The 26,104-nt window shown below is 39.7% G+C and carries 21 protein-coding genes; all 21 read right to left on the bottom strand.

Annotated features, from left to right (window positions below):
• Positions 1–124: 124 nt before the first annotated feature.
• Positions 125–1,108 (bottom strand): hypothetical protein, encoded by a 984-nt coding sequence (locus PVK79_RS08015; protein WP_257326870.1) that lies wholly within the window; start codon positions 1,106–1,108, stop codon positions 125–127.
• A gap of 103 nt (positions 1,109–1,211) precedes the next feature.
• Entirely contained in the window at positions 1,212–2,195 is a 984-nt protein-coding gene (locus PVK79_RS08010; protein ID WP_274804074.1) for a hypothetical protein, read from the bottom strand.
• Between the two features lie 103 nt (positions 2,196–2,298).
• A complete protein-coding gene (locus PVK79_RS08005) occupies positions 2,299–3,282 on the bottom strand; it encodes a hypothetical protein (RefSeq protein ID WP_182759392.1) in 984 nt (327 codons plus the stop codon).
• A 103-nt stretch (positions 3,283–3,385) separates the two neighbouring features.
• Positions 3,386–4,366: a hypothetical protein gene (locus PVK79_RS08000; RefSeq protein WP_257326868.1), complete on the bottom strand. Its 981-nt coding sequence runs from the start codon at positions 4,364–4,366 to the stop codon at positions 3,386–3,388.
• A gap of 83 nt (positions 4,367–4,449) precedes the next feature.
• Entirely contained in the window at positions 4,450–4,674 is a 225-nt protein-coding gene (locus PVK79_RS07995; protein ID WP_182733916.1) for a hypothetical protein, read from the bottom strand.
• Complete coding sequence (locus PVK79_RS07990; RefSeq protein ID WP_257326867.1) at positions 4,674–5,114, bottom strand: hypothetical protein; 441 nt, start codon at positions 5,112–5,114, stop codon at positions 4,674–4,676. Before PVK79_RS07990 ends, PVK79_RS07995 begins: the two co-directional genes overlap by 1 nt.
• A gap of 74 nt (positions 5,115–5,188) precedes the next feature.
• Positions 5,189–6,256 (bottom strand): hypothetical protein, encoded by a 1,068-nt coding sequence (locus PVK79_RS07985; RefSeq protein WP_257326866.1) that lies wholly within the window; start codon positions 6,254–6,256, stop codon positions 5,189–5,191.
• The gene (locus PVK79_RS07980) at positions 6,249–6,923 is read right to left on the bottom strand and encodes a hypothetical protein (protein ID WP_257326865.1); all 675 of its coding nucleotides are present in this window, start codon (positions 6,921–6,923) and stop codon (positions 6,249–6,251) included. Before PVK79_RS07980 ends, PVK79_RS07985 begins: the two co-directional genes overlap by 8 nt.
• A gap of 95 nt (positions 6,924–7,018) precedes the next feature.
• On the bottom strand, positions 7,019–8,008 hold the full coding sequence (locus tag PVK79_RS07975) for a zinc metalloprotease (RefSeq protein ID WP_257326864.1): 990 nt from the start codon (positions 8,006–8,008) through the stop codon (positions 7,019–7,021).
• Positions 8,009–8,111: 103 nt separating this feature from the next.
• Positions 8,112–9,092: a hypothetical protein gene (locus PVK79_RS07970; RefSeq protein WP_257326863.1), complete on the bottom strand. Its 981-nt coding sequence runs from the start codon at positions 9,090–9,092 to the stop codon at positions 8,112–8,114.
• Between the two features lie 117 nt (positions 9,093–9,209).
• Entirely contained in the window at positions 9,210–10,133 is a 924-nt protein-coding gene (locus PVK79_RS07965; RefSeq protein ID WP_257326862.1) for a hypothetical protein, read from the bottom strand.
• Positions 10,134–10,137: 4 nt separating this feature from the next.
• Positions 10,138–14,004 (bottom strand): hypothetical protein, encoded by a 3,867-nt coding sequence (locus PVK79_RS07960; RefSeq protein ID WP_257326861.1) that lies wholly within the window; start codon positions 14,002–14,004, stop codon positions 10,138–10,140.
• The gene (locus PVK79_RS07955; RefSeq protein WP_257326860.1) at positions 14,001–15,026 is read right to left on the bottom strand and encodes a DUF4150 domain-containing protein; all 1,026 of its coding nucleotides are present in this window, start codon (positions 15,024–15,026) and stop codon (positions 14,001–14,003) included. Before PVK79_RS07955 ends, PVK79_RS07960 begins: the two co-directional genes overlap by 4 nt.
• A complete protein-coding gene (locus PVK79_RS07950; protein WP_182759387.1) occupies positions 15,026–15,931 on the bottom strand; it encodes a hypothetical protein in 906 nt (301 codons plus the stop codon). The genes PVK79_RS07955 and PVK79_RS07950 overlap by 1 nt, the downstream gene beginning before the upstream one ends.
• 1 nt (position 15,932) lies before the next feature.
• The gene (locus PVK79_RS07945; RefSeq protein WP_257326859.1) at positions 15,933–16,967 is read right to left on the bottom strand and encodes a DUF2169 family type VI secretion system accessory protein; all 1,035 of its coding nucleotides are present in this window, start codon (positions 16,965–16,967) and stop codon (positions 15,933–15,935) included.
• Positions 16,957–18,126, bottom strand: a complete 1,170-nt coding sequence (locus PVK79_RS07940) for a hypothetical protein (protein ID WP_257326858.1) — start codon at positions 18,124–18,126, stop codon at positions 16,957–16,959. Before PVK79_RS07940 ends, PVK79_RS07945 begins: the two co-directional genes overlap by 11 nt.
• Before the next feature lie 4 nt (positions 18,127–18,130).
• A complete protein-coding gene (locus PVK79_RS07935; protein ID WP_182719402.1) occupies positions 18,131–18,547 on the bottom strand; it encodes a hypothetical protein in 417 nt (138 codons plus the stop codon).
• Positions 18,548–18,564: 17 nt separating this feature from the next.
• Entirely contained in the window at positions 18,565–20,586 is a 2,022-nt protein-coding gene (locus PVK79_RS07930) for a type VI secretion system Vgr family protein (RefSeq protein WP_338052650.1), read from the bottom strand.
• 34 nt (positions 20,587–20,620) lie between these two features.
• Positions 20,621–23,359 (bottom strand): type VI secretion system ATPase TssH, encoded by a 2,739-nt coding sequence (gene tssH, locus PVK79_RS07925; RefSeq protein ID WP_182777385.1) that lies wholly within the window; start codon positions 23,357–23,359, stop codon positions 20,621–20,623.
• Between the two features lie 27 nt (positions 23,360–23,386).
• Positions 23,387–24,370: a type VI secretion system baseplate subunit TssG gene (gene tssG / locus PVK79_RS07920; RefSeq protein ID WP_257326856.1), complete on the bottom strand. Its 984-nt coding sequence runs from the start codon at positions 24,368–24,370 to the stop codon at positions 23,387–23,389.
• Positions 24,367–26,085 (bottom strand): type VI secretion system baseplate subunit TssF, encoded by a 1,719-nt coding sequence (tssF, locus tag PVK79_RS07915; RefSeq protein WP_145242483.1) that lies wholly within the window; start codon positions 26,083–26,085, stop codon positions 24,367–24,369. The genes tssG and tssF overlap by 4 nt, the downstream gene beginning before the upstream one ends.
• Between the last annotated feature and the right edge of the window lie 19 nt (positions 26,086–26,104).

Here is a 26,104-nt window from a genome sequence, read left to right as displayed (position 1 = left end):
TCCTTTTTACTTCCTTAGTCGTCAGTGTGCCAATAAACCTAGATGGGTGCATAACCCCTAGGCTTGAATTCCATTTTTAATTTTTATCAGAATCCTAGTTGCATGCTATACATAAAGTCATCTTTTAAGGTATTCCCATAAACAACTGCAGTGCTAAGCGCTTTGCTTTGTATTTCCATGTTAGTTTTTCGATACGCTCAGGCTCACCTTTAAAATGCAGCCAAGGTTTGGTTATTTCTTCGTTCGGTGTCGCTCTGAGCCAATTAAAATGAGCAGCCTCTTTATTGAATTTTTGCCAAATTTCGACTTGTTGAGCAAGCGAAAAGTCGCTCCAAAAATTATTGGGTCTGTCATTTTGCTTATCAAATTCAGCGGTGAGTTCATCAAGGTGGCGGCAGTTCTCATACTCAGGCACATCAGGCAGTGGTTGGTTGTTATCCATAAACCGCACTACTCGTTCCCAATATAAATAGCAGTTCATCGGGTTATTTGAGTTATCAGGCACTTGAACAGCTATTTTAGTCTCAGGGTATTTATCCTCATCAATATGACTAATAAAAGGCACAAACCCCATTACACCCGGGCGTGTTGCCACAATATCAAGGTGGCACACAATATCAGCCCATTTAAAACAACAATTACCCAGCTCATCACGCTCTTCACAACCATGTATCTTATAGGTAAAGCCGACTAACTGTTTTTGTCTGTCAAAATATATTTGCTTTTTAGGGAGGTAACTCTCTGTTATTGGTAATAAGTTAAGAAAAAACAGGTTCCAAGAAAAAGTAAGTGCAGGCACCCACCAATGATAAGGTTCATCCGAATATGTCATCACAATACAAGATAAAAAGAATATAAAGCTCAGAACACCACCAATAGCCATAGGACCAAAAAGCAAAGCTCTAGCAGCACTATTCCCGCACATTTCTATTTTATATCGCTCTGGGTGTTTTTGAATTGCTTTTTGCTTTCTTGCAGGTAGATTATATAAATAGCATAAACCTTTGAATTTACTCTTAAGGCTATTTAATCTCTCAGGGTAAAAAAAACAATTAAATCGCGTTTTTTTAGGCATGATATCAACGGCTAGGTAGTCATTATTTTGCATTTAATATCCTTATTGTTTAATCAACCTTGGCACTTTAAAGTGCCAAGGTTTGAATTCCTTTTCTGATTGTTAACGTATCATGGACTCTGAAACTTAAGCCGTTTCACGGAAAGCCGATAAAAAGCTGAAGCGCAAGGTGCTTAGCTTTATATTTCCACGTTAATTGTTCTATGCGTTCAGGCTCTGCTTTCCAATGCTGCCAAGGTTTGATTATTTCTTCCTGCTCTCTACCTTTTAGCCAATCGAAAGGAAATGCTTCACTCAGAATTTCCTCTTCAATTTCTAATTGCTGCGAAAACGAAAATGAGGACCAAAACTCATCAGGCCGATTATTCCTCTTATCAAATTCAGCTGTAATGGGGTCTAAATGGCGGTGTCGTTCATATACCGGCACATCGGGCAATGGCTTACTTAAATCCATAAAGCGCACATAACACTCCCATAATAAATAACAATGGACAGGGTTAGCTGAAAGCTCTACAACTGAACCAGTTACTATTGTTTTAGGGTACTTCTCTTGGTCTATATGACTAATTTCTGGAAAGTAATTCATCACACCCGGCGCGCCCATTTTCGAGGTTAACCTGCAAACAATCTCTTCCCATTTAAAGCAACTGTTACCTAAGTCATCTCGTTGTTCACAACCTGGTATATCAAAAGTAAACCCGACCGTTTGGTTTTGCCTGTCAAGGTACATCATCTTATCTGGTATATACCTAGCCGTTATTGGTAATAAATTTAAGAAGAATAAGTTCCAGCAAAAGGTGAGGATTACAAGCCACCAAGGAAATGGCTCTTCAGAATACGTTGCGACAACACAGGCAATTAGTAATAGTAAACTCAATACAGCACCAATGGCCATTGGACCAAATAATATGGCTTTTATAGGGTTATTGCCACAAGGTGCTATTTTATATTGCTCTTTTTTATTCGCGTAAATGCGCCTATCTTGATTTAGCCAACGTCGGAAAAAACATAATCCTCTAAATTCGCTTCCTTCATTTATTATTCGGTGCGCTTCAAAAAAACGATTAAACTTCGTTTTCTTTGGCATTATTCCAACACCAAAGTAATTATTTTTTTGCATCAGGTTCCTTTGCTTTAATAAACCTAGGCAGCATATACTGCCTAGGCTAAGTTTACTTTTATTAAAAATAAACTTAGCCTAATACTATACATAAAGTCATCTTTTAAGGTATCCCCATAAACAACTGCAATGCTAAGCGCTTTGCTTTATATTTCAAAGTAAGTTTTTCGATACGCTCTGGCTCACCTTTAAAATGAAGCCAAGGTTTGGTTATTTCTTCGTTAGGCTTTCCCTTCAGCCAATCAAAGTCATAAGCTTCTTCTTTTAATTTTCGCCAAATTTCTTGTTGTTGCGAAAATGAAAAGTCGAGCCAAAAACCTACAGGTCTATTATTTTGAATATCAAACTCAGCTGTCCGTGGGTCTAAATGCCGGTGTTCTTCATATTCAGGTACATCAGGTAAAGGTTTAGTTAAATCCATGAAACGTACATTACTTTCCCAATACAAGTAACAATATGCTGGTGTTTCTCCATTATCCGCCACCGTACCTAGCATTTTAGTCTTTGGATACTTTTCTAAATCAATATGGCTAATACTCAGGAAGTAGCTTACAACTCCCGGACGCGTAGATGCAATATCAAGCCGACACACTATTTCATCCCAACTAAAGCAGCAATTACCTAATTCATCACGCTGTTCACAGTCTGGTATATTGAAAGTAAAACCCACTGTCTGCTTTAATCTATCAAAATATATTATTTTTTTAGATGTAAACCTAAATGTAACTGGTAATACATTCAAGAAAAATAAATTCCAACTAAATGTAAGTAACGGTACCCACCATTGATAAGGTTCGTCCGAGTAGGTAGCAACAACACAAGAAATGACAAATAGCAAACTTAAAGTAAACCCAATTGCCATTGGTCCAAAGAAGAGCGTTTTTATAGGATCGTTACCACACTTAAAAGACCGATATCTTTGCGGTTGGGTTTCAACTAAATGCATGTCAGTATCTATCCAATTATACAAATAGCATAAGCCTTTAAACTTTTTATATCGTTCTTTGATTTTATGAGGGTAAAAAAAACGATTAAATCGCGTTTTTTTAGGCATGATATCAACGGCTAGGTAGTCATTATTTTGCATTTAATATCCTTATTGTTTAATCAACCTTGGCACTTTAAAGTGCCTCGGTTTGAATTCCTTTTCTGATTGTTAACATATCATGGACTCTGAAACTTAAGCCGTTTCACGGAAAGCCGATAAAAAGTTGAACCAGTAAACGCTTTACTTTATATTTCCACGTTAATTGCTCTATGCGCTCAGGCTCTGCTTTCCAATGCTGCCAAGGTTTCGTTATTTCGTCATTTACTTTACCTTTTAGCCAATCAAATGGAAAAGCATCTTCTAAAATTTCGTCCCTAATTTCAATTTGCTGTTCAATTGAAAAGTCTACCCAAAAGTCTGAAGGACGATTATTTTTTTTATCAAATTCAGCTGTAATGGGGTCTAAATGGCGGTGCTGTTCATACACAGGCACATCGGGCAATGGCTTACTTAAATCCATAAAGCGCACATAACACTCCCATAATAAATAACAATGGACAGGGTTAGCTGAAAGCTCTACAACTGAACCAGTTACTATTGTTTTAGGGTACTTCTCTTGGTCTATATGACTAATTTCTGGAAAGTAATTCATCACACCCGGCGCACCCATTTTCGAGGTTAGCCTGCAAACAATCTCTTCCCATTTAAAGCAACAGTTACCTAAGTCATCTCGTTGTTCACAACCTGGTATATCAAAAGTAAATCCGACCGTTTGGTTTTGCCTATCAAGATACATCACCCTATCAGGTATATACCTAGCAGTTATTGGTAGTAAATTTAAGAAGAATAAGTTCCAGCAAAAGGTAAGGACTACCAGCCACCAAGGAAATGGCTCTTCAGAATACGTTGCGACAACACAGGCTATTAGTAACAATAAGCTTAATACAGCCCCGATAGCCATTGGTCCAAATAATATGGCTTTTATAGGATTATTGCCACAAGGGACAAGTTTGTATTTTTCGCGCTGATTTTCATATAACTTGTTCGTATCAAGCCAATCATATAAAAAACACAGGCCTTTAAATTCGTGATATATATTTTTTATACTACGATATTCAAAAAAACGATTAAACTTCGTTTTCTTTGCCATTATTCCAACACCAAGGTAATTATTTTTTTGCATCAGGTTCCTTTGCTTTAATAAACCTAGGCAGCATATACCACCTAGGTTTGAATTCCTTTTCTGATTGTTAAAGAGCAGTAACTTTAAACACCGGCTATTAATTGAAATGCCAACGTTTTAGCTAGGCGTTTCCAGTATGGGGTGTTGTCTGGTTTGTTTAAACTTTCGTCTATCGGCCACTTTTCCCAGGGGTTGGTGATTTCTTTATTTGCCCAGCGTTTTGGGTTGGTGATGGCGCCATCAAAGTTAAAGCGGTAAATATCATTATCGAGCTTTTCTTCTATTTGCTTCATTTGCTTGTAGCTCATTAAACGCCAGTACTTTTCAGGGCGGTTATGAAGTTTAAAAAGAATAGATCCCAGCAAACAACAAATACAATAAACCAAACGGGTAATGGTTCCGGGGTAGCAGTAAATTGGGTGTAGAGACATATAAGAAAAATGCAAGCAACCACGATACTCCCTGTTACTCCTAAAAGAATAGGCCCTAATGTTAACCCTAGCGTCCAATCCCCCGCATTATGAAAACCTAAATAACGACCTTCATTATCTAAGCTTTGAGGTTTCACTTTTTTATTATCCTCTTTTTCTAATAAAAATCGGACAATCATTAACCCTTTAGGTGAACTATACTCATACTTTTTTGAGGAAATATAGTGTTTAAAGTTCTGCGATTTTTCTATCACTTTTGAATTTAGTTTTGCATTTAGTTTTGCATTTAGTTTTGCAAATCTATATGAAATTGACATGAATATCCTTTTGCCTACCCAAGCAATTATTTACTGCTTGGGTTAAATTCCTTTAATTTTATTATGTTACTTAACTACAGATCTACCATCAAAAACGAAGTGAATTTTTGCCACAAGGTTTTACCGAACTTAATGTCACACTCGGCTTTTATGTTATCTGCGTATTTCCATGGAAACTTGAAAATATCTGGCGGTGTTAGCTTTTTAATAGGTTTACCCATCAAAAGATTATCGAGCTGCTCTTCATCATTAAATTCTTTTCTCAACTCGTCATCCGCTTTAGACATTTCTTTCAAAAATGACTTATCAACGCGATACCAAAAGTACTTAGGGCGGCCATTCGCTTTATCAAACTCAGCAGTGGTTTTATCAAACTCACGGTAATATTCAAATTGAGGGATATCTGCTAGGGGTTGGGTTATATCCATAAAGTTTTGTAGCAGTTCCCAATGAATAAATCCACAAGATATATCATTATTATATGTAACTTCATATCTGGCACTTCGAGTAAAATGTAAGAGTGTAAATCCTCTATAGGGAAACCCACTTTTTGGGTTATGCGACACCTTATAATGAGCATTAAACTCTTTAAATGGTAAAGTATCGAGTTTTCTAGAGCTGTAATCTGGCACACTTACCCCACCTGTTAGGCGATTAAAAACAACAGCCAATTTAATTTTGTGGCGAAATACTGGCCAAACAAATACATTAAACAGTTTTGATATAGCCCACGCTATAAAAATATATAAAACATAATCAAAGGCATTTTTATAATCTCCAAGAACAAAACTCACAAACGGAAAAGAAACAATTAAAAATAACAAGGTAATATGTAAAATGACCCACGAAAAAACTAATACATCGATATAATTAGTAGCATTTGAAGATAACGCCAATTCAACTCCATGTTTCTTTCGACATAAAATTGAGCGGTACTCTTCACTTTTACCACTTAAATTATACTTATACTCTGACTTTTGATCATTATTATAACAATGCCCAAAAACGCTTCCTCTTGGGAATAGCGCTTGCTTACTTTGATAGCGGCAATACATAGAGTCACGCTCGTCTGTCGCAATTTCATTTCTAAACTTTGTTTCTTGCTTACCTCTGTAAGCGGTCTCTGCATACTGCTCAAGCATATTCTATTTCCTTTATTATCCATGCATTATCTGGTACTTCACCGTATTCCCAATCCTTACGCTCATCTATATCAACATAAGGCAAAGTGGTATTCTTATCTAGGCGGTACTGCACTTTTACTTTCCAATCAACTTCGAAATGTTTCGGCCACATGGATAAAATTGGGACAATATATTGAAACCCAGTAATAGCTCCTGATTCAGTGTTCTCCTTTTGGATTATTTGCCAATTATTATGATCGTGACGAAACTCATTTTCAAAATGCAAAACTCCCTCATCTTCAATTTGATAAACTTGAACGAACACCTCTGATTGCCCTAAGGCAAAATTTGGTGTGTCTATATCAATGGTTAATTGGCAATGGGTACTAGTTAGTTTTTTAACTTCTAACGTGATATTGGGGCTCATTAATGTGCCTACTAATGCGGCATAACACTCTTTTGGTTGAGTGTGCCATTTTTGATAACTACCAGTACAACGGTCATCTTCATCTTTCGCAAAGGGGCCATTTTTAGTCCACGTTTCTAATTCGTTATCCGTTACCAAAATAGCAATTATCGCAACAAGAAGCCCTAAAACGATAATTGCCCAACCGAGAGGAGTAGTAAATAAACCTAACCCTAAGTAAATAAAACCAGCTGTATATATTTCCGTATTAGCAATCAACGTGGCAGTAAACCTAGGCGGTACTTACGCCACCTAGGTTTGAATTCCTTTTATTAAAAATAAACTTAGCCTAATACTATACATAAAGTCATCTTTTAAGGTATTCCCATAAACAACTGCAGTGCTAAGCGCTTTGCTTTGTATTTCCATGTTAGTTTTTCGATACGCTCAGGCTCACCTTTAAAATGCAGCCAAGGTTTGGTTATTTCTTCGTTCGGTGTCGCTCTGAGCCAATTAAAATGAGCAGCCTCTTTATTGAATTTTTGCCAAATTTCGACTTGTTGATCAAGCGAAAAATCGCTCCAAAAATTATTGGGTCTGTCATTTTGCTTATCAAATTCAGCTGTGAGTTCATCAAGGTGGCGGCAGTTTTCATACTCAGGCACATCAGGCAGTGGTTGGTTGTTATCCATAAACCGCACTACTCGTTCCCAATATAAATAGCAGTTCATCGGGTTATTTGAGTTATCAGGCACCTGAACAGCTATTTTAGTCTCGGGGTATTTATCCTCATCAATATGACTAATAAAAGGCACAAACCCCATTACACCCGGGCGTGTTGCCACTATATCAAGGTGGCATACAATATCAGCCCATTTAAAACAGCAATTACCCAGCTCATCACGCTCTTCACAAGCGGGTATCTTATAGGTAAAGCCGACTAACTGTTTTTTTCTGTCAAAATATATTTGCTTTTTAGGGAGGTAACTCTCTGTTATTGGTAATAAGTTAAGAAAAAACAGGTTCCAAGAAAAAGTAAGTAAAGGTATCCACCACTGAAACTTTTCACCTTCTTCGTAAATAGGCAGAGATACAACACTTATAAAAGTCACAAGGCTTAGTACAGCTCCTATAATTATAGGACCAAAAAGTATTGCTCTAGCAGGGCTATTCCCGCACATTTCTACTTTATATTGTTCAGGATATTTTTGAATTGCTTGTTGTTTTCTAGCTGGTAAATCATATAAATAGCATAAGCCTTTAAATTTTTTCTTGAGGCTATTTAATCTTTCTGGGTAAAAAAAGCGATTAAATCGCGTTTTTTTACCCATGATATCAACGGCTAGGTAGTCATTATTTTGCATTTAATATCCTTATTTTTTAATCAACCTTGGCACTTTAAAGTGCCAAGGTTTGAATTCCTTTTCTGATTGTTTACGTATCATGGACCCTGAAACTTAAGCCGTTTCACGGAAAGCCGATAAAAAGTTGAACTAGTAAACGCTTTACTTTATATTTCCACGTTAATTGCTCTATGCGCTCAGGCTCTGCTTTCCAATGCTGCCAAGGTTTCGTTATTTCGTCATTTACTTTACCTTTTAGCCAATCAAATGGAAAAGCATCTTCTAAAATTTCGTCCCTAATTTCAATTTGCTGTTCAATTGAAAAGTCTACCCAAAAGTCTGAAGGACGATTATTTTTTTTATCAAACTCTGCCGTAATTGGATCTAAATGGCGGTGCTGTTCATATACAGGCACATCGGGCAATGGCTGACTTAAATCCATAAAGCGCACATAACACTCCCATAATAAATAACAATGGACAGGGTTAGCTGAAAGCTCTACAACTGAACCGGTAACAGTTGTTTTAGGGTACTTCTCTTGGTCTATATGACTAATTTCTGGAAAGTAATTCATCACACCCGGCGCACCCATCTTCGAGGTTAACCTGCAAACAATCTCTTCCCATTTAAAGCAACAGTTACCTAAGTCATCTCGTTGTTCACAACCTGGTATATCAAAAGTAAACCCGACCGTTTGGTTTTGCCTGTCAAGGTACATCATCTTATCAGGTATATACCTAGCCGTTATTGGTAGTAAATTTAAGAAGAATAAGTTCCAGCAAAAGGTAAGGACTACCAGCCACCAAGGAAATGGCTCTTCAGAATACGTTGCGACAACACAGGCTATTAGTAACAATAAGCTTAATACAGCCCCTATAGCCATTGGTCCAAATAATATGGCTTTTATAGGATTATTGCCACAAGGGACAAGTTTGTATTTTTCGCGCTGATTTTCATATAACTTGTTCGTATCAAGCCAATCATATAAAAAACACAGGCCTTTAAATTCGTGATATATATTTTTTATACTACGATATTCAAAAAAACGATTAAACCTCGTTTTCTTTGGCATTATTCCCACACCAAAGTAATTATTTTTTTGCATCAGGTTCCTTTGCTTTAATAAACCTAGGCAGCATATACCGCCTAGGTTTGAATTCCTTTTCTGATTGTTAAAGAGCGTATGGCCTGTGGTCAGAAACCAGTTGTTAAATAACCTGAATCACAAAAGTAAAATATTGAGCTCGTATGCACGTTTTATGTTTTTCTCTAGCAATACGGGGTCATCACTAAAGGGCGCAATAACATAATTAACTTCATCCCTCGGGTATTCTTCTGTTGCATCACGATTTTCGTGATAAACATACTTATAGTTATTTTTTATGACAGGATCGAGCGGATACTTATCCATATAGGGACCAATTTTATCACCTCTCCATGTAACACTATTTCCCTTGTTTAAATGGTGTTGAACAGACTGTAACAGCCCAAAAGGGATTGGTTTATTTTTATCCATAAACTCCGTTAATAATGTCCACGACCCACAAGCCCCATCGTAACTATCAGCAAACGCGACTATGTATTGGCAATCCCTTTTACCATGCTTAGGGTATTTTTTTGGGATTAAACTTGTAACAGGCATGCCTCTTCCCAAGCTAAAGCCTAACGAGCCTCGATACATCTCAACTTCTTCAAATGGGATCACAAGTTCAGGGTTGCCACCAAACGCAGGGAAATTTACATTGCCGGTTTTTCGGTCAAACACGACTAATTTACCTCGCGGTATTCTCGCTTTACGGTGGTAAATAAAAGCAATGATTAATAATAAAACTTGCCCCAGGATAAACAAGGGGTGAAAAAGCAATGAGTCTAACAGATGTTGTAAACTTATTGCTTTAAATAACCCAAGTACTTGCATTATCGCTCCAATTGCAAAGAAGGTTAATGCTAGCCAAGAATAAGAACTATCATCCGTATCCGTCATACTTCCCATTAATAATACGCCGTAATAACGACCATCAGTTGAATATATATCGTTTACTCCTAACAAATTGTCATAATCGACTTCCACTTTTCGGTAATACTTTCCCATGTCAGTTTGTTTTTTAGGGGGGCGTAATTCAGATACTTGTTCGGTGTTTATCATAATGTTACTCAAGTCCCAATTCTTCTTTTAGCGAATAATTTAACAGTGATAAATTCACTTCAGTTGTGAGCCATTTACCTGGCTCTTCCAGTTCGCCGTTTTCATCACGTTTTGATACTGGCAATATAAAGTTATTATCTTTAAAAGCATCGCTCACTGACGCACCTTTACCTTTTGGATACGTTTTAACTCGTAGTCTAAACGTGATTCTGGTTGTGTTGAGCGCTTTAAATATGGCGGCGCAGTTATACTGATTTAAGTCAAGCCGTACACCTTGTCCACTTGATAAATCAGTCGCTAATACATTATCCCAAAATATTTGTCGCCAATTTTGACCTTGTCCTGCGCTATCACCTAAAACGAGATTTTGGTATTCGTCATCATTACCAAAAAAATCTAATAAGCCCTCTCGAGATTTAACTGCAAGCTCTACATCAATAAAATTAAATGCTGTGTTTGTTGGGCAGGTTAAAATTAAATATGCTTCCGTGGGATCTTCATAGGTTGTAACAGCACCACGAGATTGGGCGATGGTATGCATATCCTGCTCTTTTTCTACATTGTCACTGTGTACTTGTGGTGCAGTGGTTAATTGTGCAAAATCGTGCAGCGCATAATCAGGGCGTGTTTTCCAACTATTGCTGTTATCATCGCCATAGCCATCTGTGCCCCACGGGCTGATTTTCATCCACGCTTCTATTTCATCATCAACAAATAAATAGTAAATAACCGCGCCAACCAACACAATGATAAGACCAATCCAGCCTAATCGTGAGCCCACTTTAATACCTAAAAGGAGGCCTCTTAACGCGATGGCATCACCCACCGTCATCAAAGTAAAACCGACCCCCATGGTTAATAAACCAAACGCGGCATCATTATCGCCGCGTTTAATGGCATCGTAGCCATCTATAAAGCTCGTAACACCACTGTAAATTGACGCAGCAATATTCGCACGATACATATATTTTGAAAATTTAAAAACACGCTGAATTCCTTTTGGAACATTGACATCGCCTTCTAGCAATCGTAAAAGCTGTTGTTCAGTTGGCATACCGTATTTCATTACATAGGATTCACGAACAAGGGTCAGTACCACAGCGGTAAAATCGAGTGCGCCCCCGGTAAACACCCCTACACTTTTACTCGTTAACTCGAATTGCTCAAGACTTCGGGTTAAGTTAAGTACTTCGAATAAACCAACTGCACCCAAAATACCTATATTAGCCTTACTAAGAGTATTAACAGATGCATTTGATAAAAACCTTTGATTCGCTAAATGCTCAGTCGCCGTTGCAAGTTCGGCTAGCTTTTGGTTTAAACGTTGGTTTGTGCGTACATCATCCGCTAACTTTAATTGATTGTTTTTCAATTGCGCAATTTCATCTTTTAGTGATGTAACATTTAGTTGCTTTGCATCGACCGTTTCTTTTAATGCGATAACATCAAGCTTTAATTGTGATGCCCCTTCCCCCGCTAAGACACCTTGGGCTTTATCTGCTAAATCTAATAAGTGGGTTAGTTTGTTTCGCAAGTGCATAACATCATCTACAGTGACATTGATTGGCCCGCGTGCTGTGGTAATGTTTGTACGGCTACGATTTTGCGAACGCACTACATCCCTAATTTCTTTACTTAACTCTTGTGCAATCTCAGCCCTTGCTCTTGCATTTAGTGGAATGAACCCCTTTGAAAACTTACCGTTATGGTAATCTTGGGCAGTCATTTCAAGTACGGTAAATTGGCCATTCTCTAATTGGTTTATTATTCGTAGCGCGGCCATTAAACCTTTGTTTTTACTTAATTTAGCACTACCCGCCCGCGCTAGCTCTAATTCAATATGAGCCAACTTATTATTTATATTGCGTAATGATTTTTGGGCTTTATTTAGTTTGCTATCAACCGCGCCAAGTTCAGCTTTTAGTTTTTCAATTTCAGGTTTAGCTAAAGCATGTTGCCTTCTATATTCTGCATCTGTTTTATTTAGCCCTTTAACTTTATCAGCCAATGTTTTCTCTGCCTGGCTCAGCTTTGCTTCTAATTTTTGCTTTTGCGCTGTTTGTAATTCAGCTTGTTTTTTTAGCTGCTCTTGTTGCGTTATACCGGCTGATTTTTCGTTTTGGACTTGTTTATTAAATGCAGCGGCTGTTTGTGCTTGCCCTTGATTGGCGCTTGAGATGAGTGATAAATCTAAATACCCTGTCGCCATACCCATAAGCGCTTGCGCTAGTCGCCTACCGATTTGTTCAACTGCTTCCTTGTCACCTTCGTCAAAGGAGTTATCTTCTGCAACCATCTGAATGCGTTCAATACTAAATTTGGGGTTGAATTTATCACTGTGATCTTGCGGGTCTAGCTCTATACCGGCGGGTTTAGTTGCTGTTGCAGGTTTTTTCGGCTTACCAAAAAATAATTCAGAAATAGGATGCGCTGGCTCTGATGGGTGTTCACCTACTAGTTTTAACATAATCGAGGAGGTGGTTGTAGATGTTGTTAAGTTATCCCAATCGCCTTTATCGAGTATGATTGTTGGGAACTGACTCGCTGGGTGAATTTTTAATACTAAAGCAATATCTTTTATTACATCAAAGCCCGACGCATAATGTGCGTTGTAATGATATGCAAAATCCTCCATACAATGCACAAACTTAACAGTGTTAATATCTTGTTCTAAAATTTCGATAAGCACTAGCTGCTGACTTTTTATCTCATCCGCTAGGGCTAATAAACGATCATATTTTAAAAACGTTTTTAAGTTTGTTTCATTTAAGCAGCTAGAACGCCAATTTTTTATTTTATTTGCAAATTTGATTTGCTCAGCTTGAAGTCTCTGCGCGTCTTTATCACCTTTGATGATAATATCACCGTCTAAAATGGCATCATTCATTTGATAAAAACGGTTTATCATCTTTTCAGCAAGTTCAAAGTTTGCTTTTTTAATGGGATCTTTAATAATTTCTTGCCCATCGGGGCCAAGCTCTACACCTTTTACCTCATAAAGTGTACTGGCAATTTCAACTTGTAATTTTAAAATTGCATCAACGTAATTTCTAACAACAGACAGTCCATTATTTAAAATAACTTTAGCGAATTTATCTGCTGCGATATGTGGGATTTTGCGGTGGATTTTCGCACCATTTTTAATAATACCCGTCTGTGTGAACCCATTTTCAAAGTCAGATAAATTATCTAACTTTTGCATTCTTTTATTGCGAGCAGTGGTTGAAACACCTCTATCTGGGCAGTCTCTTTCTTCACTGCTTAATGGGTCACCATAATTTAGCCTTGGATCTGATGGATTCATTCCTCCTAACTTTAAGATTTGTGACCACGACCATTGTACTTCTGAGAATGCCATTTCAACAGAGCACTGTGCACCTTTAATCTTATTGGGGACAATGATAGAGCTAAGAGCTTGCCCTGTTGCGTCTCTTCTTCCTTGTTTTGCGTACGCTTTATTTTTATTCTTTTTCCACGGTAAAAAACCTTTCTGGTAAGCTAAATTAACATCTCTAAATTTAACCACACCACATTCTTCTACAATAACCTGAAGTTCACGCCATAGATAACCATCTACATAAACATATACATACCCAGCAGATAAGTTAGAAATATAATCATCGCTTTCATCTTTTGTATCGTAAATCATTGGGTAGGTACAAATTAATTCTATATCAGCAACATTCGCTCCTGTTTGCTGTGCTCTTGCTTGATAAAGAGGGATTTTATAGACTTTGTCTGTTTCGTTCGGATTTTTGTCATCGCGAATAATAAGTGATAAATTCTCTTCATCCGAACCAATCCCTTCAAATACAAGCTCCCGATGCGCGGCTTTAGTTAAAACTTGATCTGGGCTACAAACATCACTCATACGATTGACACTCCATCTTCATCTAACTTTTCAGATCCTGATATTTTAATAACTATTTGTTTGTCACCTTGCCTATCCCCCAAACTATCCCTCACTTGCACGCTCAACCCTCTTGGTGCGGGGCCGCCGGATTGCATAAGTGGCGCAGGTGGGGTGTTTTTAGAATTAGAGATCATCGGGTCACCTTGGCGTACAGCGGGTTTACCTTCAATTAATACATTAAACGAGCCCATGATAAATTCAGCTTCACCGTCGTTTTTCTTACTCGCGACGCCTTTTTTATCACCAGGGGAGTCACCTGAGCTTTGTGAAAAAGTGCTATTTATATTAGCGGCGCCATTGCCATTGACTTTTACTGAGCTGGCAACATCTGTAACGTCACTTGATTGCGCTTTATTTGCGTATGGAATTGGTACAACGCTAGTCCCAATTGTGGTTAAGCAGACATCCACCGTCATAAGTTTACCGCCACTATCTTGATGTACAGCGGTACGACCATTTATCAGCACATTTTGCCCCGATACAGCTTGTACTTGTGGTGCTTGTGAAGCTGTATCTTTAATAAGCTGCTCTTGGTTACCGGCTTGCCAACCTAAATGCGTTGATACTAAATCTAAGAATGCTTGCGCGTTACTAACGGGTTTATTTACATCCATATTGGTTTGCGGTTCGTTCCATGGCAGCCTAGGTTCGTTTTTTTGGCTATCCCATTGTGGCGGTGGAATAATATAATCAGGTATAAAAATATTTACCATTTCACCGAGGGTTTTCTCGCGGTATTTTGGCCTGGCAATCTCAGCTAAAAAGGCGGCGTCACCACTGGCTTTATCTTCAAAAATAGCGATACCGTTAGCTTTACCTAGCGCACCATTACTGCGGGCGCTATTGTTAAGCCCTAGCAATGTTGAGTTGTTATGTCGCCATGTTACTGAGCCACCGGTGCGCACATCAGCGCTCAGCGCATCAATATCATATTGTACGCTGCCTGTTTGTTTGCCTGCTGCGGCGTTAATATAAGGCATTATTTTTCACTCCTTGAAATTTTGACTAGCTGCTCATTAGGTGCATTAAAAATAGCAAATACCTGCTCAAGTGAGCGCGTAAGCGGGTTGCATAAATAGCTTTGTGCTAGTGTAAGTGCCGCTAATGAGTTTGCATTACCTTGATGGCCTATCGTCGTTGCTAACTCTGCACACTCAATGAGCGGCTGGCCTTTTTTGTACAATTTTTGTGTGTAAGCAAACCATTTTTTTTGCCAAGTAAGTGATTGTTCGCCCGCAAATAAATAACGGTCTTGGCTGGTGCAATTGGCCTGCGCTAATTGAGCCGTCATTTGGCCGTCATATAATTGCGCGGTAAGCTTGCCTTGCGGGTGTATTAACAGTGCATATCCACCTTCGCCATATATAACGCCCGGTGGGCCGTTTAATACTTGCACGGTGCAGCGTTTAGCTTGTTCACTCACATATTGATAGCTATTACATGAATCCACAGCGATTACTAAGGTGTCGTTGTTCATAGTGGTTAAGTCACATGTTGGCATCTGTGAATAGGCGGGTATTTGTTCTGCAATACACTCTTGGAGTAGCTCAGCGAGTGTTTCATCGCTTATCAGTGGCTGTTTAATTTCATCAACGGGCAGTAAAAATACAATTTGGCTAATGCGGTTTGTTTGCCTTAACGTAGCTATATCAACTTGCTCAAGTAGGTGCGAGAGCATTAATAAACAGCGCGTGACTCTATCGAGTTGCGCAAGTTCGTCTATTTCAACAAAAATATACGGCGCATCTAAACTAATATCACATCGAATTAATGCTTTGCTTGGTTTAGAAAAAAGCATTTTATTAGCCACTGCAGTATACAAGCTGCTTGATGTACAGCCGGCAGCATTAATATGATAAAGACTGTCAAAAGTAAGTTGTTTCATATTAATTTTCTTTACCGCTATTTTTTTCTGAGGCAACGAGTATTTGACTATTTGCGCCTACTTTTTCAAGACTAATATGACCGCGCCAAAGCAGAGAAAAGCACTGGGCGTCGGAATCAATTACTAAGGTGTCGCAGCGCATGGTTAGCCGCTCTCGGGCTAGTGTATTTACCACTTCCACAATAGGTTTTTGGTACGGCAGTTCTATACGTTGTTGTTGTCCGTATTGTTGTAATGGATAAAGCCCTGTTAACTGACACGCCCAGCCTTTGCCAAACTCGGCTGCAACTTGCTGATCAATGGGCGCTGTGTTGTATAAATCTTTTGGCTGTGTTGTTTTAAACGGGTACTCTCCCGCCATAAGTGCTGTTTCGTCTATTTCTGGTAAGCGTTCAACTCGTGGCGACCAATGGCTTGGTATGGCCGAAAAGCTTGCGACCGGTGTGCTGTGGCTAGGTTTTCTAAGTAATGAGTTAGCGTATTCAACACTGGGTAACTGCTGGCCAACCGCGTGCTTATTTTTAAGTTTAAAACCACGGCCGATTGGGTTTTCTAAGAACGTGTTGCTCTCGTTATTTAGCTCTTTGCCACCAAAAGCCTGAATATAATTGAGTGCCACTGGGGTAATAATATCTGGATCTGTAGCTACTGGTCCAAGCAACGAGCGTCGCCAATAACGCGCTCCGGTTACACGTAAACGCTTTTTAAACAAAGGTTGCGAAGGCGAATCAAGACCCAGCTCAACCTCAATAACACGCGCGTCTTTTCCTTTTGGCGGATAAGCAGTGCAATTACCATATACTTCAAAGCCATACTTAAAAGCCACCTGCTCGTTTACTTCACAAATCGGTGAGCTGTTAGGATCGCCTTGGTAATCATCAGCAATAACAATCTCAGGGCCGGGTTCAATGGCTGTAACGTTGCCTTGCTCATCAAACTCAAAGCTTTGTTTTACCACCACCACATGACCTTCAGTACTGTCTTCTAACCAGCCGCTAAACGTGCTGGCTTGCCAAGGAGAAAGATTATGAAGCATGAACGTTTTCCACTTTTTCACTTAACAGTAATTGCCACTGCGATGCACTTTGCTGGACATGAAATAAACCGCATGCACTTGTTAAATCAAAATGAGGGGCAATAACACGTTGTACTAAAGAGCCTGCTAATTTAGCGAGTTTTTGTGCGCTATTGGCTTTGGTAAAACTAATGCCCATTAAAAGTTGCTCACCTGCTTGCATTGCAAACGCTTGCCTTACATGCTCGGCATCATCAAGGTTAATGCCGCTTTGCGGTTTTACTGCATTGTTATCACTGACGACTGACATTTTTTCAGCTTTGGCAAGCGGCCTATCTGTTAATGTGAGCCACGCTGCATAAGCACTTGGTTGTGTTACTGCGATGGTCATTAAATCCATCACTAATGGCAGCGCTTGTTTATAAACAAAATGACTTAATACAAACGAGCAGTGCTCTGGATTTGCTTTGCAAAATAATGCACAGGGTTCGTACCAACGCGTGTCATTAAGTAAACCCGCTAAAGCGAGTAATTGTGCTTTTTGCTGTTCATCTGCGGTTTTTGCAAACACTTTAAATAGCTTATCGCTTACATCGTCATGCCCTGCACAATAACCATTTACTAACGCAGCAAAGGCAATCTCAAAATCTTTGTGTAATACCGCTGCGAGTAATTCACTGGTTGTAAGAGGTTGTGAAAATAATAAGGTTTTAACCACGTTTTGGGGTTTTTCTTTGCCTTCAAGTACACTGGTGCGTAGCGCTTTTAAATCGTTAAGCTGCCAATGCTTTAAATTATGTTGAAGTAATTCACACTGCGCTAATTGCTCACTGCCTCTTAAGCTATGAAAGTAGGCAGTAAAGTCATCAATAGCAGTAATGAATAAATCAGCCGCTATTAAACGATATACTTCACTATGTTCGCTATTTTGCTGCGCAAGTTCACACAAAGCCTGCCATGTTAACTCGCTTACTTGGGTTAAGTTTTGCGCTGAAAAATAATCTGTTGGCGCTTCGCCTGCCAACTCACTTAAGGTATATAAATGATTGAGCATTTGCGTGTCGATCACGCTAAAACGTGCCAACGAAAACGCCCCTTGCTGCAACAGCTTTTGCCGGTGCTTTAACAAGGTGGTGAGGCGCTGATTATGAAGTTTTACTTTATATACAGGTGCGAACATAGTGCTAATTAAGCCTAATTGGCCAGCCAGCCAAGGTAAGGTCTTGCTCGCTGTTTGCTGTAATATCTTGCCCTTCAAGCACGATAGTGCCGTCTGCATATACCTCAACACTACCCTTGGCCGTTTGTAGGCTAACACTTTGCTGGGCTTCAATAACGATATGCCCTTGCGAATTATTAATTTGCGCGGCAGGTGCTTGATCCGCTTGCGCTAAGAGCGCCGTTACAATAAAGCCTTGTGCGCTATGTACAAGTAATACATTAGCCCCTACTTCTGCGATGCTGACATGTGCGCCTTGCGCAATAACTTGATGTTCAACATTATTAATTAATACCGCTTTTACACGGCCAAAACTGTCGACACGACTCACACACGCTAAATGTTGATCGTGATTGAATATACTTTGGATCTGAGCGCTCATAATAAACTCCTTTTCAACTAGTTATTACTAATTGCACTGCCTTTCACGGCGATATTACTGGCCGATAAAGTAATACTTGTCGCATCAATGGTTAAGTTACCACCGGCATCAATTTCAATACTCGCACCGCCTTGACTCAATTGCAGTGATCCTTGACCATCCGCTTTAATGGTAATATTTGCGCCACTACTAATTTCTATATCGCCATTGGGGGCTTGCAGTTCTAAATTGCCGTCAACCGAATATGCGCTAACATCTTGTTCACCTTGTAATTTAAGCTCTTGATCCGCTTTAAGCTCTAAGCTGCCATCGGTTGCTTCAATACGTGTGTTTGAGGTGGCTTTGAGGGTTAAATCTGCCGCCGATGTTACTGTGATATCCCCTTCGCGGGTTTGCATTTGCAAGTTATTCTCTACCCGCGTAGTAAAGTCATTGGCAACCGTAAAGGTGGCGTCGTTTTCAGCAACAAATTGCAGATTTTCTTTCGCTGATATTTTTACATCGCCATCTACAGACTTAAGCGTTGCTTGATGGGCGCCATTGGTGGCATCGAGTAATAGTTGGTTTTTATTATTTTTATTAGCAAGGCTAATTTTTTCTTCGCCTTTTTTATCATCCATTATTAAACTGTGGCCAGCTTTAGTAACGAGCTTATTCTCGGTCGGATTTTGGCTGGTAACTGGGTTAGGTGCATTTTGGTTGTATAACGCACCTAAAATAATGGGTCTGTCTAAATCGCCATTTTCGCCACAAACTAATACCTCAGTACCTTGTGTAAGCGGAAAGTGCATGCCATGACCACTGCCACCATAAGGTTGCATTAAGCGTGTTGGGCGGCTTTGTTGGCCTTCACCATCTTGATTAAATGGCAGTTTTACTACGTAATTACCATCATCATCAATTTCTTGCTCTACTAGTGCGTTAAAAGTTGCAAATACACGTCTTTCTGGAAGTAACTGTGCTTTAAACTGTTGATCCGATGGGACCAAGTACGCCTGATTTTTATAAGTTAAGCCTTTTACGTTAGCGCCATATTCCACACCCGCTTGCTGGCTACCTTTATGATCAACACGCACAACCAAATATTGGCCATTATGATCTGGATGATCATAAATAGTTAAAATCATTCCTGGTCTAAGCGCCCTGCAATCACTGTCGATAATCAATTGCTCTCGTTGACAATCAAACGCTTGCTGACGCGTTTTAGCAAGCGTATTGCCCTCGCCAGAAGTTGCATAGTTATTACCATAATGACTGTCTTCACCAAATCCTGGTTGCGAAGCGCTATTTTGCGCCGATACCTGTAAATTACCTGGTGCGCGGTAGTTATAATCGTTTAACGCAATACTTTGCGGCTGAAGTTGGGCTTGGCGACTAATTGCGAAGATTGTTTCGCTAGTACGTACTTGCCCAGATGGTGGCACATAACTTAAGTTTACTTCATCAAACAGAGCGGCAATATCTTTGCTGCTATTGCATACTTTAAAAGTGCAATCCGCGTCAGTTTGCTCAACAAAACTATAAACAAAGCCATGTTTACGCATTAAACGCGTAACAAATTCATAATCAGTTTCGTTATATTGCACTGTCATATCGAGGCTAGGGCCGCTGGCTTGCATGCTGAATTTTTGCATTGGGAAGCCCGCTTTATTAAACACACTTTTAATAATGGCAGCGGGATCCATCGCTGTAAAAACACGATTGGAATGTTGATGCTTAAGTAAAGTTAAATAAGAACTCAACACTAACGTGTAATGATAACCTTGGTGACTTTTACCATGGGCTACAAAACGACTTAGTAAACCTGAGATAGTCCGATCTGTCATAGACCACACCAAACTCAAACTGGCATCTTTACCTAGCAACGTTTGCGCAGTTAAATGTTCCTGACTCAATACTTGAATATTAAATTCATAGTCTTCACATAAGCTATCATTCATTGATGTGAAGTCAGTTACCTGCACCATGCCATCAGGTAAGCCTTGTATACTTACGCTAAAATGACTGGTATTCGCTTTATGTTCACTAAAGATGTCCATAAGTCCCATTTTCAATCCTTTTTTATCTATTAAATTAGGCGTTATCGGCAAATATTGCGGTGATTTCGTCTTGCTCATCAACCGTTAACGTTAAAATATCTGGCATATCTTCTTGCGCCATATATTCCAAAATAGATTTAGCAATTCCCGGTAAAATTTGTCGTTCAATCACTGCATTTACCATCCGAGCACCGCTGTCTGAAAGCTGGCATTGCTGAGTTAACTTACTCAATACACTTGCATCAACACGCAGTTGCATTTTATGATTTGTAGCAAGACGCTTAGCAATCGCTTCTAGTTTTAAACTAACAATTGCTTGCAGTGCATCTTGATCAAGCGCTAAATAAGGCACTACTTGCATGCGTGCAAGTAAAGCTGGTGCGAAGAATTGTAGTAACTGTGGCTTAATTAATTCACTTAACGCACCAATTGACGGCACTTGCCATGGGCTACCATCTTCATTAATCGGTGCATCCGTTGGATTGAGTGCGTCATTAATGGCTTGCTGCTGCTCAGTCGGTTGTTCTACATCATCGTCTTGCTCTGGACTCAAATCGATCACTGTTGGTGGTGTGCATGCATCAATTAGCTCTGCTGAACCTAAGTTAGACGTCATGATGATCACGGTGTTTTTGAAGTCAATTTCACGGCCTTCACCATCACGCATATTGCCGCGTTCAAATACTTGATAAAACATGTTAAGCACATCTTTATGCGCTTTTTCTACTTCATCAAGCAAAATTACTGAGTATGGGCGCTGTCTTACCGCTTCAGTTAATACACCGCCTTCACCGTAACCTACATAACCAGGAGGTGAACCTTTAAGCTGCGATACTGTATGCGACTCTTGATATTCACTCATATTGATAGTGGTTAAGAACTTCTCGCCACCAAACAATTGCTTAGCTAAACAGCGGGCTGTTTCAGTTTTACCAACACCGGAGGGTCCGGCAAGTAAAAAGACTCCTAACGGTCCTTGTTCATTACTGATCCCCGCTTTGCTGACACGTAATGCTTGCGCAATTTTTGCCATACCCGCTTGCTGCCCGATCACTTCTTGACCAATTGCCGTTTCTAAATTAATGAGGTTACTGATCTGATCTTTAACCATGGCACCAACAGGTACACCGGTCCACTGAGAAATTATTTGTGCCACTGCATCAGCATCTACTTCGCTAAATAAGCCATTATCTTGACTGTTTTGCTCTTTTAAAGTTTGGCGCAAGCTAAGTAGTGCAGCACTGTCTTGTTCGCTTGCATTGGTTGCTTGTTTAAATTCGTTGATCTGGCTTAAAGTAGCAATTTGTGACTCGCGGGCACTGGTTAATGCAGCAAGTTTAGCTTGTGCAGTATTTAACTCTTGCTGTAAGTACAATAACTTATCCATATCGACAGCTAAACCTTGCTCGCTTTCACTGGCAATACTGGCAATCCGAGTTTGTAAATAATTTATATGCTCTCGCTCAGATTCAATTGCAGCTGGATCAGTTGCAAACGACATTCTGACGCGAGCTGCTGCTGTATCAAGTACGTCAATTGCTTTATCTGGTAACTGACGACCTGTGATATAACGAGCTGACAATACAACAGCCGCTTCAATGGCATCATCGGTAATTTGGATATTATGATGTTGCTGATATTTATCTTTTAAACCCGCTAGCATAAGTTGCGCAGCTTGCTCCGTTGGCTCATCGACTTTGATCAGTTGAAAACGACGCTCTAATGCGGCATCACGCTCAAAGTACTTTTTATACTCACTCCAGGTGGTTGCTGCCACTGTGCGTAATTCACCTCTGGCAAGAGCGGGTTTTAATAAATTAGCCGCATCGCTCATACCGGCATCACCACCCGCACCAATTAAGGTGTGTGCTTCATCAATAAACATAATGATCGGCGTGGTTGAGTTTTTAACTTCGTCAATTACTGTTTTTAAACGGCGCTCAAACTCGCCTTTAACACCTGCGCCAGCTTGTAATAAGCCCATGTCTAAGACTAATAAACGCACACCTTTTAATTCATCAGGTACTTGACCATCAATAATACGCTGTGCAAAACCTTCTACTACGGCGGTTTTACCGACTCCCGGATCACCCACTAAAATCGGGTTGTTTTTACGACGACGACATAACACATCCACCATCATGCGTATCTCGTCGTTTCGCCCGAGTACAGGATCAATTTTTCCTTGCTTAGCTTTTTCGGTTAAATCTTCACAATATTCATCAAGCGCGCCGCCACCTTCACTTTGGCCATTATTTTGCGTTTGCTGAGCTGTTTTTGCCTGTGGGTTTAAACGCTCGCTTGAGTTTTGACAAATTTTATCGAGGTTTTCGGCTAAAAAGCGTGAGTCAATTTTATCTAGCAACGCTGGTAATTGAAGCACAGGGCTATAAGGTAATAGCTCCGTGAGTGCATCAAGCAATGCAGCACCGTTGATCCAATCACTTTTATGCTGCACATTAGCGCTCAACCATGCGCGTTCTAACCATTCATATAAACGACGAGAAAACACCGGCTTACTTTGGTTACCCGCAGGTTGGCGATTTAAAAAGTCAAGCAACTCATGCCATACCGCATCTTGATTAATATTAAAAAAGTGAAATATTTGTTCTAAATCGCCACTACTGCCCTCTTCCATCAACTTAATTAGTAAGTGTTCAGGCAGCACTTCAAAATGACTACGACTGCTAGCAAACCCTGCAGCAGACTCAAGCGCGGTCGCGGTATGGCCATTTAGCTTGTCGATAAGTTGTTTAATGCCTTTTGCATCCATTGTTTTGTCCTTAAATCTGGTTTCTTACTAATGTTGATATTGAAGATGGGTATAGCTGTGTACGGTTGTGTTTGCCGCAGCACTACCTAAATAACTGTTGTGTCCAAGTATTAACGGTGACACACCGATTGCCTGTTGCTCTACAGCTTCGTTAGCCACTTTTATTTGGCATAACCACTGCACATTATTTGGTAAGTGAGTGCTTAATAACGCCGCCATTTTTTTACCTTGCTCATGCAAAGGGTTCAAACTAATGGCAGTTTCACTGTCTACAGGGCCGATGGCAATTGTTAAAATACTGCCACTAACCAAGACTTTACTACCTAACACTACGGAGCCACCCAATACCATTTGCGAGTCATCACCAAATGTACTTGGGGCATCAATTGTTTGCCAATTAGCGCGGGTATCGTCAACATGCAGCTCTTTCACTGCAAGTGTATGTTTCAGTAATTGAGTTAAGCCTGCTGCACTGGTTTGTTTTAAGCTAGCAATGCCGCATTGTACTTTTTGATCTGTTTTTGTAGATAAAATGGCTTCTATTAAATGATCAAATTGATCTGCACCACGTCCTGCAACATTGATTTGTGACTTTTTCCACGCCTGAAAAAGTTGGCAATATAAAATATGATTAAACATATCTAAAAATTGCCGAACCCTGTCACCACTTTCGTCATCACTTGCTGCTTGCTCTAACAGGTAATGTGGCATTGGCGCATCAACCCCATACAAACCCAAGAATGACGTTGATAAACTGAGTCGCCCGCGTCCTTGGTTATCTAAGCTACACGCACGTACATCGGTTGCTGGAAAGCCAAGCTCTTTATAGGGCTTAAACATCACCCGCTCACTAATGCCTTTGTCAAGTTCGTGAGGCGTTGCCCAATGCTTTTCAATTAAGCTCATCGCTTTAAATAAATTAAACTGCCAAGGCTTAGCAATTAATTGCTCAATCGGTTTGGGCAATTTAGCCCAAACGGGATGCTTTATGGCTGGTTCATGCACACTCATAATTGATAACTCTTGCCCGGCTCAATATCCCAACACCAGGTTTTATAGCTAGGAATAGCATTAACGCGAGTCTGCACACTTTCATTAATTGGTGCGTACATTAAAAAGAATTGGTGCAACATATTACAAAAATGATAAAGATCGGCATCGCACACAAACTTACTTTCATCGATATCAATTAATACATCTACGCCTTTAATAAAAATTCCACGCTTTATTTGGCTGATCGGAGTAGCCGTTATTTTTTGAATGCTCTCAATACGCAAGCGATTCTCAGCTTTTTGCGACCAATCAAATAGCACTAATAAACGTTTAAGCTCGGTTACTTGGGTTATTTGGGAAAACTTAACATTAAGTAAGCTGATCAGCTGCCAATGTTTTGGTTGATCTGGGCACGGTAAATAATTAGTAGGCCTAATAACATTCTCAACCTCGGCAATACTTGGCATATCGCGCCCGCCAATATTTAAATCACCTTCTTGCAGTAATTGCCGAGGCCAGCCTGCATTAAAAGCAGTTAAATCAACAGATAGTGTTTCTTTTTCATCATTTAGATTGAAAGGCAACTGTAAGTAATGAGTTGGCGCAGCTGCACCCACATCCTTAGTTAATACGGTAAATAGCTTTTTCTCATCTTCAAATACACTTTGATAACGAGGTGTATAATCATAGGTTTTACCACTGAGCGAGTTGCGCCCCATTACCGAATCGACGGTGTAACTGAAAATATGATCGGTACGATTTTGATCTGCAGTGATCATATAGTCGGTACGATTGGGTTCGATTCTGATTGGCTCTGCCGCTTGGGAAAATAAATTAATTGCAGGCACGCAGTTTATCAGTAGGTTTTCACGGGATAATTGGTGTCCGGGTGGTAATTTACTTGAGCCACGAAAAACTATTTCAAAGCGGTCTATATGATCTGCAAACTCAACGTCTTGCAAACCTGTAAAAGTTAAAAAGTAAAAACGATCTTTGGCATTAAAGTAATCTAGTAATAATGCATAGCCTGGATGGCTTTGCTCAGCACTCGGTAAAAGAGCTCCATCAATATTTAAATAACTGGCACTGCAACCTTTTACTTTAAGCTTTTTATTATGCTCAAAATGCGCAGGGCCAAAATCAAGTTCAGCATGTTTCTCTGCCGTTTGCAGCAGCTTAAATAAAGAGCTACATAACGGGGTATCGCCGCGTAAATAAAACTGCAAGTTTGATAAGTCATAATTTTTACGCTCACCTTGGCATACAAAACGTAAACCAATGCGCAGCTCTGCACCTAAATGTGATTCTTGGTAGCGCACATGCTCAACATCGAATGGTGCTACTGTTAGATTATGCGTGGTGGTAAAAGTAATATTTTTATGATCAACAACAGCGGTATCTGCTTTTAATGTGAGACCCTTTTCAATCATGTGGGTCTTTTGCATTGCCAGCTTAGGGCTAAATTTAACTACCGTACTTGAAGGGTAATAACTAAGCAGAATAGGACATAATTGACGCAGCACTTGCTCTGACACTTCTGGTACTGATTCATCTAAGCGTTTTTGTGTGTGCGCAGTTAAATACGCCATACCTTCGAGTAAACGCTCGATATGCGGGTCGCGATCTTTTAAGGCATCAATATTTAACATGCCCGCATGCTCAGGATAATGTTGTGCAAACTGTTTACCGGCCTGCGTTAATAAACGCATTTGAGCATCAAAATATTGCTGCATTAAAATATCCTTTTCATTG

The organism is Pseudoalteromonas rhizosphaerae (assembly GCF_028885455.1).
In the GTDB taxonomy this organism is placed as follows: Bacteria; Pseudomonadota; Gammaproteobacteria; order Enterobacterales; family Alteromonadaceae; genus Pseudoalteromonas; species Pseudoalteromonas rhizosphaerae.
The sequence above is the reverse complement of the archived record's forward strand: the minus strand, read 5'-3'. Positions and strand labels throughout refer to the sequence as shown.

What these genes read in the sequence shown, in the direction of transcription:
- PVK79_RS08015 (WP_257326870.1), bottom strand. Translation starts at nt 1,108, where the DNA reads ATGCAAAATAATGACTACCTAGCCGTTGATATCATGCCTAAAAAAACG.
- PVK79_RS08010 (WP_274804074.1), bottom strand. Translation starts at nt 2,195, where the DNA reads ATGCAAAAAAATAATTACTTTGGTGTTGGAATAATGCCAAAGAAAACG.
- PVK79_RS08005 (WP_182759392.1), bottom strand. Translation starts at nt 3,282, where the DNA reads ATGCAAAATAATGACTACCTAGCCGTTGATATCATGCCTAAAAAAACG.
- PVK79_RS08000 (WP_257326868.1), bottom strand. Translation starts at nt 4,366, where the DNA reads ATGCAAAAAAATAATTACCTTGGTGTTGGAATAATGGCAAAGAAAACG.
- PVK79_RS07995 (WP_182733916.1), bottom strand. Translation starts at nt 4,674, where the DNA reads ATGAGCTACAAGCAAATGAAGCAAATAGAAGAAAAGCTCGATAATGAT.
- PVK79_RS07990 (WP_257326867.1), bottom strand. Translation starts at nt 5,114, where the DNA reads ATGTCAATTTCATATAGATTTGCAAAACTAAATGCAAAACTAAATGCA.
- PVK79_RS07985 (WP_257326866.1), bottom strand. Translation starts at nt 6,256, where the DNA reads ATGCTTGAGCAGTATGCAGAGACCGCTTACAGAGGTAAGCAAGAAACA.
- PVK79_RS07975 (WP_257326864.1), bottom strand. Translation starts at nt 8,008, where the DNA reads ATGCAAAATAATGACTACCTAGCCGTTGATATCATGGGTAAAAAAACG.
- PVK79_RS07970 (WP_257326863.1), bottom strand. Translation starts at nt 9,092, where the DNA reads ATGCAAAAAAATAATTACTTTGGTGTGGGAATAATGCCAAAGAAAACG.
- PVK79_RS07965 (WP_257326862.1), bottom strand. Translation starts at nt 10,133, where the DNA reads ATGATAAACACCGAACAAGTATCTGAATTACGCCCCCCTAAAAAACAA.
- PVK79_RS07960 (WP_257326861.1), bottom strand. Translation starts at nt 14,004, where the DNA reads ATGAGTGATGTTTGTAGCCCAGATCAAGTTTTAACTAAAGCCGCGCAT.
- PVK79_RS07955 (WP_257326860.1), bottom strand. Translation starts at nt 15,026, where the DNA reads ATGCCTTATATTAACGCCGCAGCAGGCAAACAAACAGGCAGCGTACAA.
- PVK79_RS07950 (WP_182759387.1), bottom strand. Translation starts at nt 15,931, where the DNA reads ATGAAACAACTTACTTTTGACAGTCTTTATCATATTAATGCTGCCGGC.
- PVK79_RS07945 (WP_257326859.1), bottom strand. Translation starts at nt 16,967, where the DNA reads ATGCTTCATAATCTTTCTCCTTGGCAAGCCAGCACGTTTAGCGGCTGG.
- PVK79_RS07940 (WP_257326858.1), bottom strand. Translation starts at nt 18,126, where the DNA reads ATGTTCGCACCTGTATATAAAGTAAAACTTCATAATCAGCGCCTCACC.
- PVK79_RS07935 (WP_182719402.1), bottom strand. Translation starts at nt 18,547, where the DNA reads ATGAGCGCTCAGATCCAAAGTATATTCAATCACGATCAACATTTAGCG.
- PVK79_RS07930 (WP_338052650.1), bottom strand. Translation starts at nt 20,586, where the DNA reads ATGGACATCTTTAGTGAACATAAAGCGAATACCAGTCATTTTAGCGTA.
- tssH (WP_182777385.1), bottom strand. Translation starts at nt 23,359, where the DNA reads ATGGATGCAAAAGGCATTAAACAACTTATCGACAAGCTAAATGGCCAT.
- tssG (WP_257326856.1), bottom strand. Translation starts at nt 24,370, where the DNA reads ATGAGTGTGCATGAACCAGCCATAAAGCATCCCGTTTGGGCTAAATTG.
- tssF (WP_145242483.1), bottom strand. Translation starts at nt 26,085, where the DNA reads ATGCAGCAATATTTTGATGCTCAAATGCGTTTATTAACGCAGGCCGGT.